The sequence below is a fragment of the Chryseobacterium daecheongense genome (genome assembly GCA_027920525.1).
In the GTDB taxonomy this organism is placed as follows: domain Bacteria; phylum Bacteroidota; class Bacteroidia; order Flavobacteriales; family Weeksellaceae; genus Chryseobacterium; species Chryseobacterium proteolyticum.
Genome location: CP115858.1, coordinates 3854895 through 3869065 on the forward strand (window position 1 = coordinate 3854895; position 14171 = coordinate 3869065).

A 14171-nucleotide genomic window follows, 5' to 3' on the forward strand; every position below is an offset into this window, starting at 1 on the left:
ATTTAGGTAATTAAAGTATCTGCAATAATTTGCGGACAGGAATTTCTATTTCTTTTTTATTGATGTAACTTATTGATTTTTAAGTTATTGTGTCTGAAATTTATTTGCGAGTTAAAAAAAATCATATTTACTTTGCAATCGAAAATTGAAAGCAACAGGTTTTCAGAATTTCAAAAAGTGTTTAAAACAAAAAATATAATGAAACAATTGCATTACATATTTAATCCGTATTCAAGACTACAAGCAGAGGAGCCGAAAGGTTACCCATGTCTTCAGGATAGTGAATTTGTGGATAAAAGGTGCTTATATATGTGGGTCAGCTATTGATCTGACACGTCAAAATATATACAGCACCTCCCGAAAAGAGGTGCTTTTTTTATGGTTTCTTTAGCTTATTTGGTAAAGCGTCGGTTTGTGGCACCGGAGAATAGGGTTCGATCCCCGGAGAAACCCAAAGTACAATTCCTTAGCTTAATGAACCGACCACCGGTCTTTTAAAACCGGAAAAAGCGGAGGTTTAATTTCTCTGGGATTAAAAGGAGAGTAGATAAATAGGGGTTGGTTGCGGCTTAATGCTCATAAGTTCTACGATAGTCGTGAAGGTTCAATTCCTTTGCTCTCCGCAAAAAGGTCTATTGAGGTAATGGCTAACCTGCCCGACTGTCTCTTGGGCACTGCGAGTTCGATTCTCGCATAGACCGCAAGGTTCACGGAATATTTCGGCTCCGACTGTCTCTCGGAAAAGAAATAGGAAGCTGAACCTTATAACTGGAAAGATAACGGTGGTTGTTTACCCGCCTTGGACGCGGGAGGTCGCAAGTTCGAATCTTGCTTTCCAGACTATTTTTAATTGAACGCGAAAAGTTGAAATGCAGGTCAATTATCACTAATGAACGATCAATTATAATGAATAAAACCTGATGGTTCGCCGAAGTGGAAGAGTCGGGGCGGTCTGCAAAACCGTTGCGTAAGCTGAGTGGGTTTGAATCCCATAACCATCTCAAATAACTAAAATGAGATTAGTTCCGGAGAAAAGTTAAAAGGATGTCGGGCGCAGAAGTTCTTATATCAAACAAAAAATTAAGACAGGCCTTTTTCTTACTCCATTATAATGATCATAAATTATGATGAAATCAAAACCTCTATTCATCTTTTATCACTGATCCTTATACAAATCGGGAAGTGCGCCGGAGTTGGAGAGCCGGGGCAGACTGTAAATCTGTTGCTTTATTGCTGAGTAGGTTCGAATCCTACCACTTCCACCACAATCAACTGATAATGTAATGGCAGCATGCAGGAACTGTACTCTTGTCGCTTAGGTTCGATTCCTAATCAGTCGATTATTATTAATTAAAGATAAAAGATAAAAGATAAAAGATAAAAGATGATTCATAAATCTTAAGACTAATATCTTATCAATCAATGATTAATCATCATTGATCAATCATATAACGAAAGGGGAAAGAGAAGGGTTTGTCAAGCGCAGAAGATCTTTACAAACACTAACAAGCAAAAGTTTACACCGACAAACTTTCTCTAACCTTAACTAAAAGTGATGATTGATCATAGATCAATGATTGCAGCTATTATAATTTATCTGTTATAATATCTCATCATTTATAATTTGTAAAAAAATACGGGAATGGCGGAACTGGCAGACGCACTTGACTTAGACTCAAGATATTGAGGGTTCGACTCCCTTTTCCTGTACAAAATGTTAATTCATATAAAGATAAATAACCATTTGGTTTTTATAATGAATTTTTATTTATCTATAATCAATGATAATTACGAAGGTACAGGTTCGATCCTGTCTGTTCTGTAATTGCGGACAAAACTTATATGTAACTCAGTACTGCAGAATGATTCATGGTGTAATCGGCAGCACACAAGACTTTGACTCTTGTTGTTCAGGTTCGAGTCCTGATGAATCAACAAAATCTTTACTCAATCATCGCTTATCAATTATAAAGAACAATATGTAGAATTTTAAAAAATGTAAAAAAATGGAAACGCAACAAGAAATATGGCAGAATATGAGTGGGAAATTTTTCCACAAGCCTATCACGCAGTTGATAGAAGAAGCCATCATCCGCGAAGAAGCTAATGGATACCGACTGAAAGTTTGTGTGGGATCAGATTCTCATGTGTATGGAGATACTATTAGCTATGCTACGGCAGTGGTATTTATTCGTGAAGGAAAAGGTGCGTTTACTTTTATCAGAAAACAAAAAGAAATTCAAACAATCAGCATCAAAGAGCGGATGCTTAATGAGGTGAATAAATCTGTAGAAATTGCTTATACCATCTGTCCTGTTTTAGATAAATATGGGGTTGAAATGGAGGTTCATGCTGATATCAATACAGATCCTGATTTTAAATCCAATGTAGCCTTGAAAGATGCCATGGGGTATATTTTGGGAATGGGATATGTATTCAAAGCTAAACCTTATGCTTTTGCGAGCTCCAATTGTGCAGATATGATGGTTTAATAATAAATCTTGATGATTTTATGAAAATGATACAAAAGCTTTTGTTTCTTGATGATATCAGGTGTCCGGAAGAAGCCTATCGCTATACAAAACAGGATTTTTTCTTATTGAAAGACTGGATCATCGTTCGGAATTATAAGCAGTTTATCCATTGGATTTCAGAAAATGGACTTCCGGAAATGATCTCTTTTGATCACGACCTTGCTGATGGAGAGCACACCGGTAACTGGGATTCCGAAAAAACTGGATATGACTGTGCAAAATGGCTGATTGAATATTGTATGGATCATCATGTGGATTTACCTCAATTTTACTGTCATTCCATGAATCCGGTGGGTAAAAAGAATATTGTTAACCTGCTTGAAAATTTTAGAAGACAGAATGAGCTCTTTTAGGTTAATCTGACATAGGAACCAGAGCTCATTTGAAGTTGACCAATTATTAATAACAAAGTACATTTTATACATGTACGACAAAAACTATGAAAACAACAGATCATATACTTATTATAGACCTCGAAGCAACATGTTGGGACAGCCGGCCGCCAAGAGGACAAGAAAGTGAGATCATTGAAATCGGGGTTTGCGTTATGGATGCAAAGACCGGCGAGATCTCAAGAAACGAAGGGATTTTGGTAAGACCTCAATATTCAAAGGTGAGCCCATTCTGTACGGAGCTGACTACCATCACCCAAAAGATGCTGGATGAAGAAGGTGTTTTATTTGATGATGCCTTAGATATACTCCGGGCAGAATATCATTCAGAACATCTTACCTGGGCAAGTTATGGCAATTATGACTTGAACATGCTTCAAAACCAGGCCAGAAGATTTAATCTTGATTATCCCTTAAGTGATAGTCATATTAATGTCAAGACATTATTCGGGTGTGTTCATCCTTCGATCAGGAAAAGTGTAGGAATGAGCAGGGCTTTAGGGGAACTTAATCTTAAGCTGGAAGGAATCCATCACCGCGGTGTGGACGATGCTAAAAATATTGCCAAGATTTTACATTGGTGCCTGCAAAATAACTAATTACGGTAAAGCTCCCTTTCTAAGAAGGGAGTTTTATTTTTCCGATAAATTTACAGTTTGTATAATCTTTTTGCACATCGGGATATAAAGCTCTTCCGGGATGGAATGTCCCATTCCTTCGATCATCATAAGCTCTGAATTCGGAATAGTCCGGTAAAGATCTCTGGCAGATTCAGGATGAAAAATAGGGTCATCTGTTCCGTGAATGATAAGAACAGGTGCTAAAATTTGTTGCAGGTCATTGGGGTTGTATATCCAGGAGCCCATAGCCAACATTTGCCTGAACATACCATTTTTTGTTTTAGAACGGATTAATTCTTGTTCTATTAAACTTCTTTCCTGCATTTCGTTCAAAGGGAAATTGCCTGATATCCTTTTGGCAAAAATTATTTTTTCTTTAATATAAGCTTCTTTGTTGGTAAGATAATCAACAGGTGGTTGGGTCATCATTGCCATAACCTCCGGATGTGCAGAAGGCAGCTGAGGATTGAGCGAGGTAGACATAATAATGGTGATCGATGATACTCTTTCGGGAAAGTAAGAGCCCAGCAATTGTGCAATCACCCCACCCATGGATCTGCCAATAATATGAGCCTTTTTAATGTGTAGATGATCCATAAGCCCTATAACGTCTTTTGCCATATCCATCAGTGAATAGGGAATGTCTTCTTTTCTGATCTCTGAAAAGGTTTGCTCGATATTTCCTCCGAATTGGATTTCTTTTTCCGTAGTAAAAACAGAAGCCCCGGAATCCCTGTTATCAAAACGGATGACTTTGAAGCCTTGTGAAGAAAGCTGCTCGCAGAAAGAATTATCCCATCGGATCATCTGGCTGCCTAATCCTGAGATTAAAATTATAGAAGTACTATTATTTTCTCCAAAGATCTCGTAGCATAAATCTACATTGTTAATGATTGCTGTTTCCATTGTTGGGTTTTATCGATTGAAGCAGAATCTCTTCCAGTGGTAACAGTCGAGAATCTTCAATAGCTGCGGTGCGGTGGCCTGCGATTTTCATGTATTCTTCGTTTTGTTCAAAATTTAAAAAGTCACCTACACTTTTTTGACGGATGAGCATGCAAATGTCCCAATACTCTTTTTCAGGCCCTATTAAAAAATGATCCCCTTTTCCAATAAAAAGAATTTCACCTCCACTGGCTGTGAGAAAGGGTTCTGTTTCCTGTATGTATCGGCAATATGCATCCCAGCCACTTGTGATCCCCGGAGAATTCAGTTCCGGATGAGATGAATAATCGGCTTCTTTTTTTAATTTAATAAGATTCAGATTAACGATAGAACCTTTTATATTTTTACTGAATAAATGTTTTCCTGCCTCGAAGGTAGGATATAGATAAGATGTTGTCATTTTTTTATAACTAATAAAGATTTTCCGGGAGCTCAATATCTTCGATACAATTCTTTTCTGCCTTTAAAACTTCCTGACGGTAATGGATATAAGGATTGTTCTGAGGCTCCACTACCGCAATACATTCGAATATAAATGCATTTTCACCGTACTCATTCCAGTCAGACTGCAATTGCCGATGCGTGTACTGGCCAATATTGAGTGAGAATTTTATTTTATTCTCCAATGCTTCCACATTAAGGGAGCCTTGGATAAACTGCTTTCCGTTTATGGTATTTTTAATAGAAAGAACTCCCATTGTTACAGGATGATTTTTAGCTTTTTCTCTAAGTTGCTGTTTAATTGTATTTTTCATTTAAATTCATTGTCTGTTCATTATTGTATCGATCCTCCCAGCTCAAATAGGAATTCTGAAGTAGCTTTAAGAGATTTGTTCTTCTTAAATGATAATACTTCTGCTGTAATATTTTCTGCTGTTTTTTTTGCTTCTTCAAAGACTTTTTTCCCGGTATCAGTGATTACAACATAGCTGACCCTTGCATCTCTCTCATTGGCTTCTCTGGATACAAGACCTATTTTTTCAAGGGGATTCAAAAGGCGTGTAATCCCTGAAGCTGTTAAACCTGTTTTCTCAGCCAGATCTATCCTGCGGATCTTATGTTCTGAAGACCCTATAAGAATATACAGGATCGTAAAATCACTGAAGCTAAGTCCATGCACACTCAATGCATCAAATTTTCTTGAAATAATGGCCTGTACTTTTGTAATGTTCATAAGTAGTAGTAAATCTGTACTTATCATTGAATTATATTTGAGTTGTCAAGTATTTTTATTGTGCAAATATAAACATTTTAATTAATTACGTATTATGTTAGTTAATTTTATTATTTAATTGATTTAAAATATGAATGACTGAATAGCCCAAATAGGTAATTAAAAAACAAGTCTTTTAGAGTATGAAAATCGATTTCCTGTATAAATAATTTATTACGCAAAATGATTGCGTATTTCTATTATTACTTTGCATTATCAAAATGAAATAATAATAAGGTTTGGAAAAAACAAACCTTAATGAAGATATCAGACAGGTCTTGTTGAGTGTTTCGGTATATCACCATTGCAGAAGGATTGTTGAGAAACATGATCTTATTCTGTTCAACTTGATCTGAAGGTTTGAGGAGTTTTCCAAAAACTTCTACCATGTGCTATGGGTCGAAGGTTCGAATCCTTCTGTTTCCTTATGGAAATATAACTCAGTTTGGTAGAGTAATAGCTTTATGCGTGGGTTCGATTCCCACTCTCATTTCGGATGAGATAGCTCAGTTGGTCAGAGCACTACGCTTTTAACGTAGGTTAAAATAGACTCAAAATCTATTTTGCAGAGTTTAATATTTCTCTTCAAAAAATGTATGTATGGAAAAAGTCTGAGCTTTTTCAGTTGTTCAGTCAATATTTTGGAGAAGCCTGTAAAAAAGTTTTTTGTGAAAAAATAACCTGACGGATCATGATAAAAAGCTGGATGGTGTAAATGAAGTTTTTTTTGTGTAGCAGTGACAGTGAATACGCTCAAAAGCTCGTGTACCCAAAAAGTAGTATTGTCATGTATGTCTTGAAATGATTCTTTCAGAAATGCTTATTTCCGCTGTTTTCAGAAGAAAAATCCTCAGTTTTTTTCCTTTTATAAAGTATAAAATAACCTTAAAATATAATATGATGTTTAGAAATGTACAAATTAATGCATATCAGGTAGGTCTGGTATTTAAAAACCGGAATCTTATTGAGATCTTACGAGAAGGCCATCACTGGATTTTTGGAAATAAATCTGTGGATACCTATGAAATGAAAACACTTTTGCAGATAAATGATGACCTGCTGCTTCTACTAAAACATCAGGAGTTAAGCGCTATGCTTGAATTGGTTGAGGTAAAAGACGGAGAACTTGTTTTAGTCTATGAAAACGGAATCTTTAAAGAAGTTCTGCATGTAGGGCAGTATGCTGCCTGGAAAGATGTTGTAAACAGGACCTTTCAAAAGATTGATATGACGAAAGTTGATATTACCGAAAAAATTTCCAAAACGATTCTGGAAAATCCAAAATTGAAAAACCTGGTGAGAAAATTTGTGGTAACCAGTCAATACAAAGGTTTGCTCATTATTGATGGAAAGCTGACAAAAGTGCTGGAAGCAGGGACTTATTATTTCTGGATGAATGAAATTTCTGTTGAAGTAAAAAGTGTAGATACCCGCATGCAACAAATGGAGATGGCAGGTCAGGAACTTTTAACAAAAGATAAAACAATGCTTCGTATCAATTTTTATGTCCGTTACCAGGTTGAAAATGTGGTGAAAGCATTGATGGATAATAAGGAGTATGATAAGCAACTATACATTATCATGCAATTGGCTTTGCGTGAATTTGTTGGGGCTTTAACACTGGATGAATTGCTGGTGAAAAAAGATAATGTAGGACAGGAGATTCTTGCTAATATGGATAAAAAGGGTGAAGATCTTGGACTGAGAACTACGGATGCGGGGATCCGTGACGTTATTCTTACCGGAGAAATGAAGGAGATCATGAATCAGGTTTTGATTGCCGAGAAAAAGGCTCAGGCTAATAGCATCATGCGTCGGGAGGAAACAGCTTCTACAAGGAGCTTGCTGAATACCGCAAAATTGATGGAAGAAAATGAAGTGTTGTGGAAACTGAAAGAAATGGAATATATGGAAAGGATCGCGGATAAAATCGGAGATATTACCGTATCCGGAAACAGCAATATTGTTTCCCAGCTTAAAGAGATTTTCGCAAAATAGAAAACTGCCCCAATTATTATATATGAGCAGGTTTCTGTAAAGAAATCTGCTTTTTTAGTACCATCTGAATAAGTAAAAGGAAATTTTAAAAATTATAGGTAATGAGAAAAAATACCGTTTTTAAGAATGATCAGGGAAGACAAAAGATCTTGACAATGTATGATGCTGCGCTGCTGGGTTGTGGTGTGGGAATTAAGCAAAGAGTATGTAAAACAAGTTTTGGAGATACATATATGGTAGAAGCCGGTGAGGAAAATGAAGACATTCTTGTGCTTTTACATGGCGCGTCATCCAATTCGACGTCATGGATCTCAGATTTCCATGTTTATGCTCAAAAGTATAAAGTAATAGCCGTTGATATTATCGGTGAACCCGGGAAAAGTGCGGAGACGCGGCTTTCCTATGAAACCATGGATTATGCCCTGTGGTTACAAGAGGTGTTTGATGCAATGCAGATAAAAAAAGCACATATTGTAGGGTTGTCCCAGGGAGGATGGCTGGCAGTGCGTTTTGCAGGGTGTTTTCCTGAAAGGGTATACAAAATGGTTTTGCTTTCACCAGCCGGTATTGTAAGAACTGCAGGGAGTTTTATATTTAAGGCGATATTCTACTCGCTGTTTGGAAAAGCGGGCAGGAAAAAAATCAACGAAATTATATTGGGAGAACAGTCCGTTGATCCAAAGGTTATAGAGTTTATGGATCTAATGCAGGATCATGTCAATGCAAGGATGGATAAGGAGTATATCTTTCAGGATGAGGAGTTGGAGAACCTTACCATGCCGGTTTTGTTCATTGGAGGAAGAAGAGATGTAATCCGGTCTACAGAACAGATTTCAAAACGTCTTGGAGGTATATTGCCGGACTTGAAAACAATTATTGATGAAAATAAGGGACATGTACTCGTGGACACGTCTGAAGAAATTGTTAATTTTCTTCAGAATTGATGGTATGCCAATTTGAAAATTCTGGTCCGCAAACGGGCCAGAATTTTTAATTCAAAAGATTTTGAGCGGATGAATTTATTTCCCCTCGTTATTTTTACTGACCCACTCTTCATAAGAAATTACACCCCATTCAGGTCTGCCTTCACCTTCTAAAACAGAGATGAATTCCAGTTGATTTCCGTCGGGATCATTAAAATAAATAGCTAAAGCCGGCATCCATGCAAAAACCATAGGCTTGTCTATCCCGTCTTTTAAGAAATTATAAGGTTTCAGATTTCTGTTTTGTAAATAGTCAACAGAATAGTTCAGGATGTCTTCCTTATCACTTGAAAAAGCAAAATGCCGTGGTTGTAAATTTTCTTTTTGCTCCCATAAACCCAGCATAAAGTCCTTTCCTTTACCAATCCATAAAAATGCAATAGGTCTCGTTTCGTCACGATGAGCCAGTGTGAGGCCTAATACTTGGGTGTAAAATTGAATGGCATTCTCCAGGTTACTCACTTGGATATGGGTTTCATATAATCCTTTGATCATGATTTTTTTGTTTAATGTGATGATACAAAGCTATACATAAAGACAGGAAAATAGGAGAGCCGGATTTCGGCTTAAGTGACCAATTTTACGGTTGCTGTCTAAGTTCTGTGGGAGTTTTGCCTTTCTGATGTTGTATGAAGCGGGAAAAATGCGTTGGTGAGTCAAATTGCAGCTCATTACTGATCTCTTTAATACTTTTATCAGTATATTTCAGAAGTACTTCAGCTTCCCGCAAGATTCTGTTTTGAATAACTTTTAAAGCCGGATATCCTAAATGTTCAGCTACACACTCGCTGAGGTATTTAGGGGTTATGTTCATTTGGTCCGCATAAGATGCCACGGTTTTATTTTCTTTGAATTGCATGTCAACAAGCTGCCGGAAGCGGTGCATAATCTGAAATTTCCGGTTGATCGAAGTATCGGAATTCAGCAGGCAGATTTCGCAAATCCTATTGTATTCAAATAAAATCTGTACAAGATAAAGTCGTATCATTTCCATTCCGAAGGGAGCTTCTGTGTCTATTTCCTGTGAAATTTTATTGAATTTGTACAGGAAATCTTTTTGTTGTTTTCCTTTCAGAGGAAATGTCGGAGGATAGTTGGGATTAATGAACATGAGATCATTCAGCACATGGTTATAAGCCCAGCCTTTTTTTAAAAATGAAGGTTCAAAAAAGATGAATTTTGCATCAAATGTTTTCTGGGGCTTTTCTAATGCTACCCATGATTCTGCCGGAATCACAGAAACACTATTGGGCATGATTAAAAATTGATGCGAGCCTGCTTTGATTCTGGTTTTACCCTTCACTCCTATAATAATCATATAAAAATGAATGCGGTTACCCTCAAGAGGTATTATCTCTTTGCCACTGACGGACAGGCATACAATGTCCATTTCCTTTTCGGGAAGGATGTAATTGAAATAACGACCGACAAATGATACAATATTCAGCTCGTGCTCTTCTTTCATGATGAACAAAGTTATCAATCTGTTGATTAAAAAAATCAATATTTTATTTCTTTATAGAAAAGCTATGATAGGCATTATGATTCGAATGTACAGACCTATCTAGCTTAAATAAAAAGCCGGCAAATAATCATTCGCCGGCTTTTTATTATTTTTTTTAACTGATTTCTTCTTCAAAGTTCTTTTTCCATTTTGCAATGGTAGTTCTGCTTATCTTGTACTTTTTAGACATATAACTTGTCGAAAAGCCATGCTTTTTTTGATATTGCAGCAGTTTAAGCATTGTTTTTTTGTCGTAGGTCTTTAGTTTTTGATTGTTTTTTGAGCTTTCTTTTGATTGTTCAAAAATTCTTTCATTGAATTTTAAAACATCATCAGAAGTGTTAAGTCTTTTCAGTAATTCTTTAATTTTGGGTTCTTCTAATTTATCCGGATGCTCCAGTCTGAGCATATCGTGGTAAATCTTGCTGTAATTTGGTCGCATTATATCTTATTTAATGGGTGTGTTTATTTTTTGCAGCCAACGGTGAAGGGTACTTTTAGGAATAGAATATTCTTTAATGACCTCATTCAGAGTCATCTCTCCTGATTGAATTCTTTTAATGATGAATTCTTTTATTTCCTGTGTGTAAATGTTTTTTCTGAAATAAGGGATTTTGTCTGATTTCTCCGTATTCTTGTTTACAGCTGCCGGTGGAGCGTATAAAATAAGGTGAGAACTATATAATCTGAAAAAATCGTACTCCAGTAATTTGCTGCATCGTAGCAGAACTTCTGTATCTATCGATTTGCTGTTGTACATCTTTTCAACAAATTCTTCATCCTTGTTTAAGAAATTACAAATTCTTTCCATTGTAATTCCTTTATCGTCAACCCGCTCTTTCACGAATTGCCCGATATGTATTTCTTTGTATAACATTTTTATTAGATAATATTTTATAATTAGTGTTTGCTTAGATAGATTAGATAAAATAGTATATCAACTGTATTCTGAATATGTGATACGTATAGAAATAATAGAATATGTTACAAAATAGGTAATCAATTGCCCTTGTGAGCAGCGAAGATGGTAAAAAGCAAAACTTCTGGAATAGCATGGCTATTATTTGCTGAATTTTTTAGTATGTAAAGAATGACTTGAGTATCCTTCTAACCTCCATCGATGCTTTTAGCGATTATTTATCTTTTGTCTCGTCTAATAAAATACTATAGATATCAGATTTTATGACTGCAGTAGCAATAATATATTATCTAAAGCCCTTTCATTCAATTTTTTCTTTATATTGTTTACTCGTAGATTAATTTTTTTTATAAAAGTTAAATAAGAAAAATCTTATTTTAATTTAAAGTTATATAATAAAAAATCAACTTCTTGATTTTCAAATATAGAAAAATTTAAAATTGATGCAAAAAATATAAGTAATAAATAATGTTAAAAAATGACATTAACGGAAAAATTAAGGTTTTAAATTTTTATATTTTTAATAATATAAATTTATGTGTGAATTATTTGAAATAATGCTTATTCGTTTATGCTATTTTGAGAATTCGTTTATTGTGTATAATATTTCAAGTATTTACCTTTGTGATTAACTATGGATGCATTCACTAATATCTTCGATTTTCCTAAAAAAATTAATTATAAAAATGAATTACTTGCGGGATTTACTGTCGCAATGACCATGATCCCGGAGTCTCTTTCATTTGCGATTCTTGCGGGACTTTCTCCGCTTACGGGCTTGTATGCCGCTTTTTTAATGGGATTGATCACGGCTGTTTTTGGAGGGAGGCCGGGAATGGTGTCCGGAGGAGCAGGTGCTACAGTCGTGGTATTGATTGCTTTGGCTAAATCGCATGGAGTAGAATATCTGTTCGCAACCGTTGCTTTAGCAGGAGTTTTCCAGATATTGGTTGGTATTTTTAAACTGGGGAAATTTGTTCGCCTCATTCCTCAGCCCGTTATGTATGGGTTTTTGAATGGTTTAGCGGTCATTATTTTTATGGCTCAGGTAGAACAGTTTAAATTTGTAGATGGCAACGGAGCCGTTCATTGGCTTCAGGGAAGTTCTTTATATATTATGGCCGGACTTACGGCTTTTACAATAGCCATTGTTTATTTTTTTCCTAAACTGACCAAAGTGGTTCCTGCCTCATTGGTTGCCATTATTATTGTTTTTGGACTTGTCCTGGGATTAAATATCCATACAAAGACTGTCGCGGATATTGCACACATCAGCGGAAGTTTTCCTGCATTTCATATTCCTGCCGTACCATTTTCATTGGAAACCCTGAAAATTATATTTCCTTACGCATTAATCATGGCTGGTGTAGGCCTTATAGAATCTCTTTTAACTCTTTCGATGGTTGATGAGATCACCAATTCCAAAGGAAATGCTAACCGTGAATCTGTGGCTCAGGGACTTGCTAATATTACCAATGGTTTTTTTGCCGGAATGGGCGGTTGTGCCATGGTAGCTCAGACGTTAGTTAATCTCAATGCAGGATCTCGAGCCAGGCTTTCAGGAATCATTGCATCAATAACGATTTTGATTATTATTCTGGTAGGAGCACCATTTATTGAAAAAATTCCAATGGCTGCTTTGGTAGGAGTAATGATGATGGTAGCCATCAGTACCTTTCAGTGGGTTTCGATAAGGATTGTCAATAAGATGCCAAAGTCTGACATATTTGTTGGGGTGATCGTCGCGATGATAACAATAGTTTTGCATAATCTGGCCTTAGCTGTTCTTGTAGGAGTCATCATTGCGTCGTTGGTATTTGCCTGGGATAATGCAAAAAGGATCAGAGCAAGAAAGTACGTTGATGAGGACGGAGTAAAACATTATGAAATATCCGGCCCTTTATTTTTCGGATCTGTAACCGCATTTGCAGAGAAATTTGATCCGGCAGCCGATCCGGATAAAGTTGTTGTGGATTTTAAAGAAAGCAGAATTGTTGATATGAGTGCAATTGATGCTTTGGATAAGCTGTCCAGACGGTATCATGAGCTCAATAAAACCTTACACCTACGCCATTTAAGCGAAGACTGCAGGAAAATTTTAAAAACAGCGGAAGCGGTAATTGATGTTAGCATAGAAGATGATCCCACTTATAAGGTAATGCCCGAGAAATAGACAGATGGTAGGTACGTGCCATGATGAGTTGTCGTTTTTTTTCTTAATTATTAATCATAAATCTTAAAAAGTTATAAAAAAAACAGACTTTAATTTTAAAAAATTATCTTTGGGAGGAATTGAATAGATTCAAACTAAAAACTAACGACGAAAAAATGAAATTATATGGAGTAATTTTTAGCAATGCTCTGTGTAAATTGTAATACGTACCATTTTGAAAACAGATATTGACATCCACAACCACTATCATTTCTCTTTTGATTTGTGGCTTACTTTGATAAAATCTCACCCTGAATTTAAAGCAAAAAGAGTTGAGCTGTTCACCTCGTTTTTTACCATTAATCAACCCATAGAAACTGTTACAAAAACAGTAAAATATTATGATGATTTGTGTAATACGATGAATGAAGTAACAGGAGGGAATGTGGATACATTTGAAATTTATCTTCTTATATTAAGCGCTTTACAGGTTGATATAAAAGAAATCAATACGGATGATCTCAATGCATTTTATATAAAAAGCGAAGAATTGTTCCTGGAGTACAAACCGGTTATTATTTTTGACAATATACACCAGCTTTTCGACGAGATCAAAAACCAGGGGAAGACCATCAATATTTTAAGTAATACCGGCTTTATAAAAGGGAAAACGCTTAGAAAGTTTTTAATAGAAGAGAATCTGGACGATTATATCGATTTCCATATCTATTCAGATGAGATCAATTGTTCAAAACCCAATCCGATTGCTTTTCAGGAAGTGAAAAGTAAAATCAAAAACCAGGAGCTGGAACTTCGTCAGATTTTGCATATCGGTGATAATGCGGTTGCCGATTTTAATGGAGCGAAAAGCTTTGGTTTCAATGCACATTTACTTAAACATTCAATATAAT

15 protein-coding genes and 8 tRNA genes are annotated in these 14171 nt (G+C 35.8%); 15 read left to right on the top strand and 8 right to left on the bottom strand.

The genetic code is table 11. The features are described from left to right. The first annotated feature begins 380 nt into the window (after window positions 1-380). The 10 genes from PFY10_17160 (at window position 381) to PFY10_17205 (ending at window position 3525) form a co-directional block, all read left to right on the top strand. A tRNA-His gene (locus PFY10_17160) sits at window positions 381-453 on the top strand. A 176-nt stretch (window positions 454-629) separates the two neighbouring features. Further along, window positions 630-701: transfer RNA gene (locus PFY10_17165), tRNA-Asp, on the top strand. Between the two features lie 67 nt (window positions 702-768). Continuing rightward, window positions 769-840: transfer RNA gene (locus tag PFY10_17170), tRNA-Pro, on the top strand. A gap of 79 nt (window positions 841-919) precedes the next feature. Then, window positions 920-1001 (top strand) — tRNA-Cys (locus tag PFY10_17175). A gap of 177 nt (window positions 1002-1178) precedes the next feature. Next, window positions 1179-1265 (top strand) — tRNA-Tyr (locus PFY10_17180). A gap of 371 nt (window positions 1266-1636) precedes the next feature. Continuing rightward, window positions 1637-1710: transfer RNA gene (locus tag PFY10_17185), tRNA-Leu, on the top strand. Window positions 1711-1863: 153 nt separating this feature from the next. Next, window positions 1864-1935 (top strand) — tRNA-Gln (locus PFY10_17190). A gap of 71 nt (window positions 1936-2006) precedes the next feature. After that, on the top strand, window positions 2007-2492 hold the full coding sequence (locus tag PFY10_17195; protein ID WBV55941.1) for a hypothetical protein: 486 nt from the start codon (window positions 2007-2009) through the stop codon (window positions 2490-2492). Between the two features lie 20 nt (window positions 2493-2512). Next, complete coding sequence (locus PFY10_17200) at window positions 2513-2887, top strand: hypothetical protein (protein ID WBV55942.1); 375 nt, start codon at window positions 2513-2515, stop codon at window positions 2885-2887. Between the two features lie 86 nt (window positions 2888-2973). Next, complete coding sequence (locus tag PFY10_17205; GenBank protein ID WBV55943.1) at window positions 2974-3525, top strand: exonuclease domain-containing protein; 552 nt, start codon at window positions 2974-2976, stop codon at window positions 3523-3525. A gap of 33 nt (window positions 3526-3558) precedes the next feature. On the opposite strand, the gene PFY10_17210 is transcribed toward PFY10_17205, so the two are convergent. Genes PFY10_17210 through PFY10_17225 form a run of 4 tightly spaced genes read right to left on the bottom strand, consistent with a single transcriptional unit; the run spans window position 3559 to window position 5692 of the window. Next, window positions 3559-4452 carry an alpha/beta hydrolase gene (locus PFY10_17210; protein WBV55944.1) on the bottom strand — a complete coding sequence of 298 codons (894 nt, stop codon included), beginning with the start codon at window positions 4450-4452 and terminating at the stop codon, window positions 3559-3561. Next, a complete protein-coding gene (locus PFY10_17215; protein ID WBV55945.1) occupies window positions 4433-4891 on the bottom strand; it encodes a DUF1330 domain-containing protein in 459 nt (152 codons plus the stop codon). Before PFY10_17215 ends, PFY10_17210 begins: the two co-directional genes overlap by 20 nt. 10 nt (window positions 4892-4901) lie before the next feature. After that, window positions 4902-5246: a GIY-YIG nuclease family protein gene (locus PFY10_17220; GenBank protein ID WBV55946.1), complete on the bottom strand. Its 345-nt coding sequence runs from the start codon at window positions 5244-5246 to the stop codon at window positions 4902-4904. A gap of 20 nt (window positions 5247-5266) precedes the next feature. After that, window positions 5267-5692 (bottom strand): MarR family transcriptional regulator, encoded by a 426-nt coding sequence (locus PFY10_17225; GenBank protein ID WBV55947.1) that lies wholly within the window; start codon window positions 5690-5692, stop codon window positions 5267-5269. A 442-nt stretch (window positions 5693-6134) separates the two neighbouring features. Here PFY10_17225 and PFY10_17230 point away from each other — a divergent pair. From PFY10_17230 to PFY10_17240, 3 genes are all read left to right on the top strand, one after another. Next, window positions 6135-6199 (top strand) — tRNA-OTHER (locus PFY10_17230). A gap of 402 nt (window positions 6200-6601) precedes the next feature. Continuing rightward, a complete protein-coding gene (locus tag PFY10_17235; GenBank protein ID WBV55948.1) occupies window positions 6602-7702 on the top strand; it encodes a slipin family protein in 1101 nt (366 codons plus the stop codon). A 101-nt stretch (window positions 7703-7803) separates the two neighbouring features. Continuing rightward, entirely contained in the window at window positions 7804-8646 is an 843-nt protein-coding gene (locus tag PFY10_17240; protein WBV55949.1) for an alpha/beta hydrolase, read from the top strand. A 75-nt stretch (window positions 8647-8721) separates the two neighbouring features. On the opposite strand, the gene PFY10_17245 is transcribed toward PFY10_17240, so the two are convergent. The 4 genes from PFY10_17245 to PFY10_17260 all read right to left on the bottom strand — a co-directional run bounded on the left by PFY10_17245 (window position 8722) and on the right by PFY10_17260 (window position 11066). Beyond that, window positions 8722-9180: a VOC family protein gene (locus PFY10_17245; protein WBV55950.1), complete on the bottom strand. Its 459-nt coding sequence runs from the start codon at window positions 9178-9180 to the stop codon at window positions 8722-8724. A gap of 85 nt (window positions 9181-9265) precedes the next feature. Further along, a complete protein-coding gene (locus tag PFY10_17250) occupies window positions 9266-10150 on the bottom strand; it encodes a helix-turn-helix domain-containing protein (protein ID WBV55951.1) in 885 nt (294 codons plus the stop codon). A gap of 154 nt (window positions 10151-10304) precedes the next feature. Beyond that, on the bottom strand, window positions 10305-10631 hold the full coding sequence (locus tag PFY10_17255) for a helix-turn-helix domain-containing protein (GenBank protein WBV55952.1): 327 nt from the start codon (window positions 10629-10631) through the stop codon (window positions 10305-10307). 6 nt (window positions 10632-10637) lie between these two features. Then, complete coding sequence (locus PFY10_17260; GenBank protein WBV55953.1) at window positions 10638-11066, bottom strand: helix-turn-helix domain-containing protein; 429 nt, start codon at window positions 11064-11066, stop codon at window positions 10638-10640. 676 nt (window positions 11067-11742) lie between these two features. Here PFY10_17260 and PFY10_17265 point away from each other — a divergent pair. Both PFY10_17265 and PFY10_17270 read left to right on the top strand, forming a co-directional pair. After that, window positions 11743-13281: a SulP family inorganic anion transporter gene (locus PFY10_17265; GenBank protein ID WBV55954.1), complete on the top strand. Its 1539-nt coding sequence runs from the start codon at window positions 11743-11745 to the stop codon at window positions 13279-13281. A 214-nt stretch (window positions 13282-13495) separates the two neighbouring features. Further along, a complete protein-coding gene (locus tag PFY10_17270) occupies window positions 13496-14170 on the top strand; it encodes an HAD family hydrolase (protein ID WBV55955.1) in 675 nt (224 codons plus the stop codon). Window position 14171: the final 1 nt, after the last annotated feature.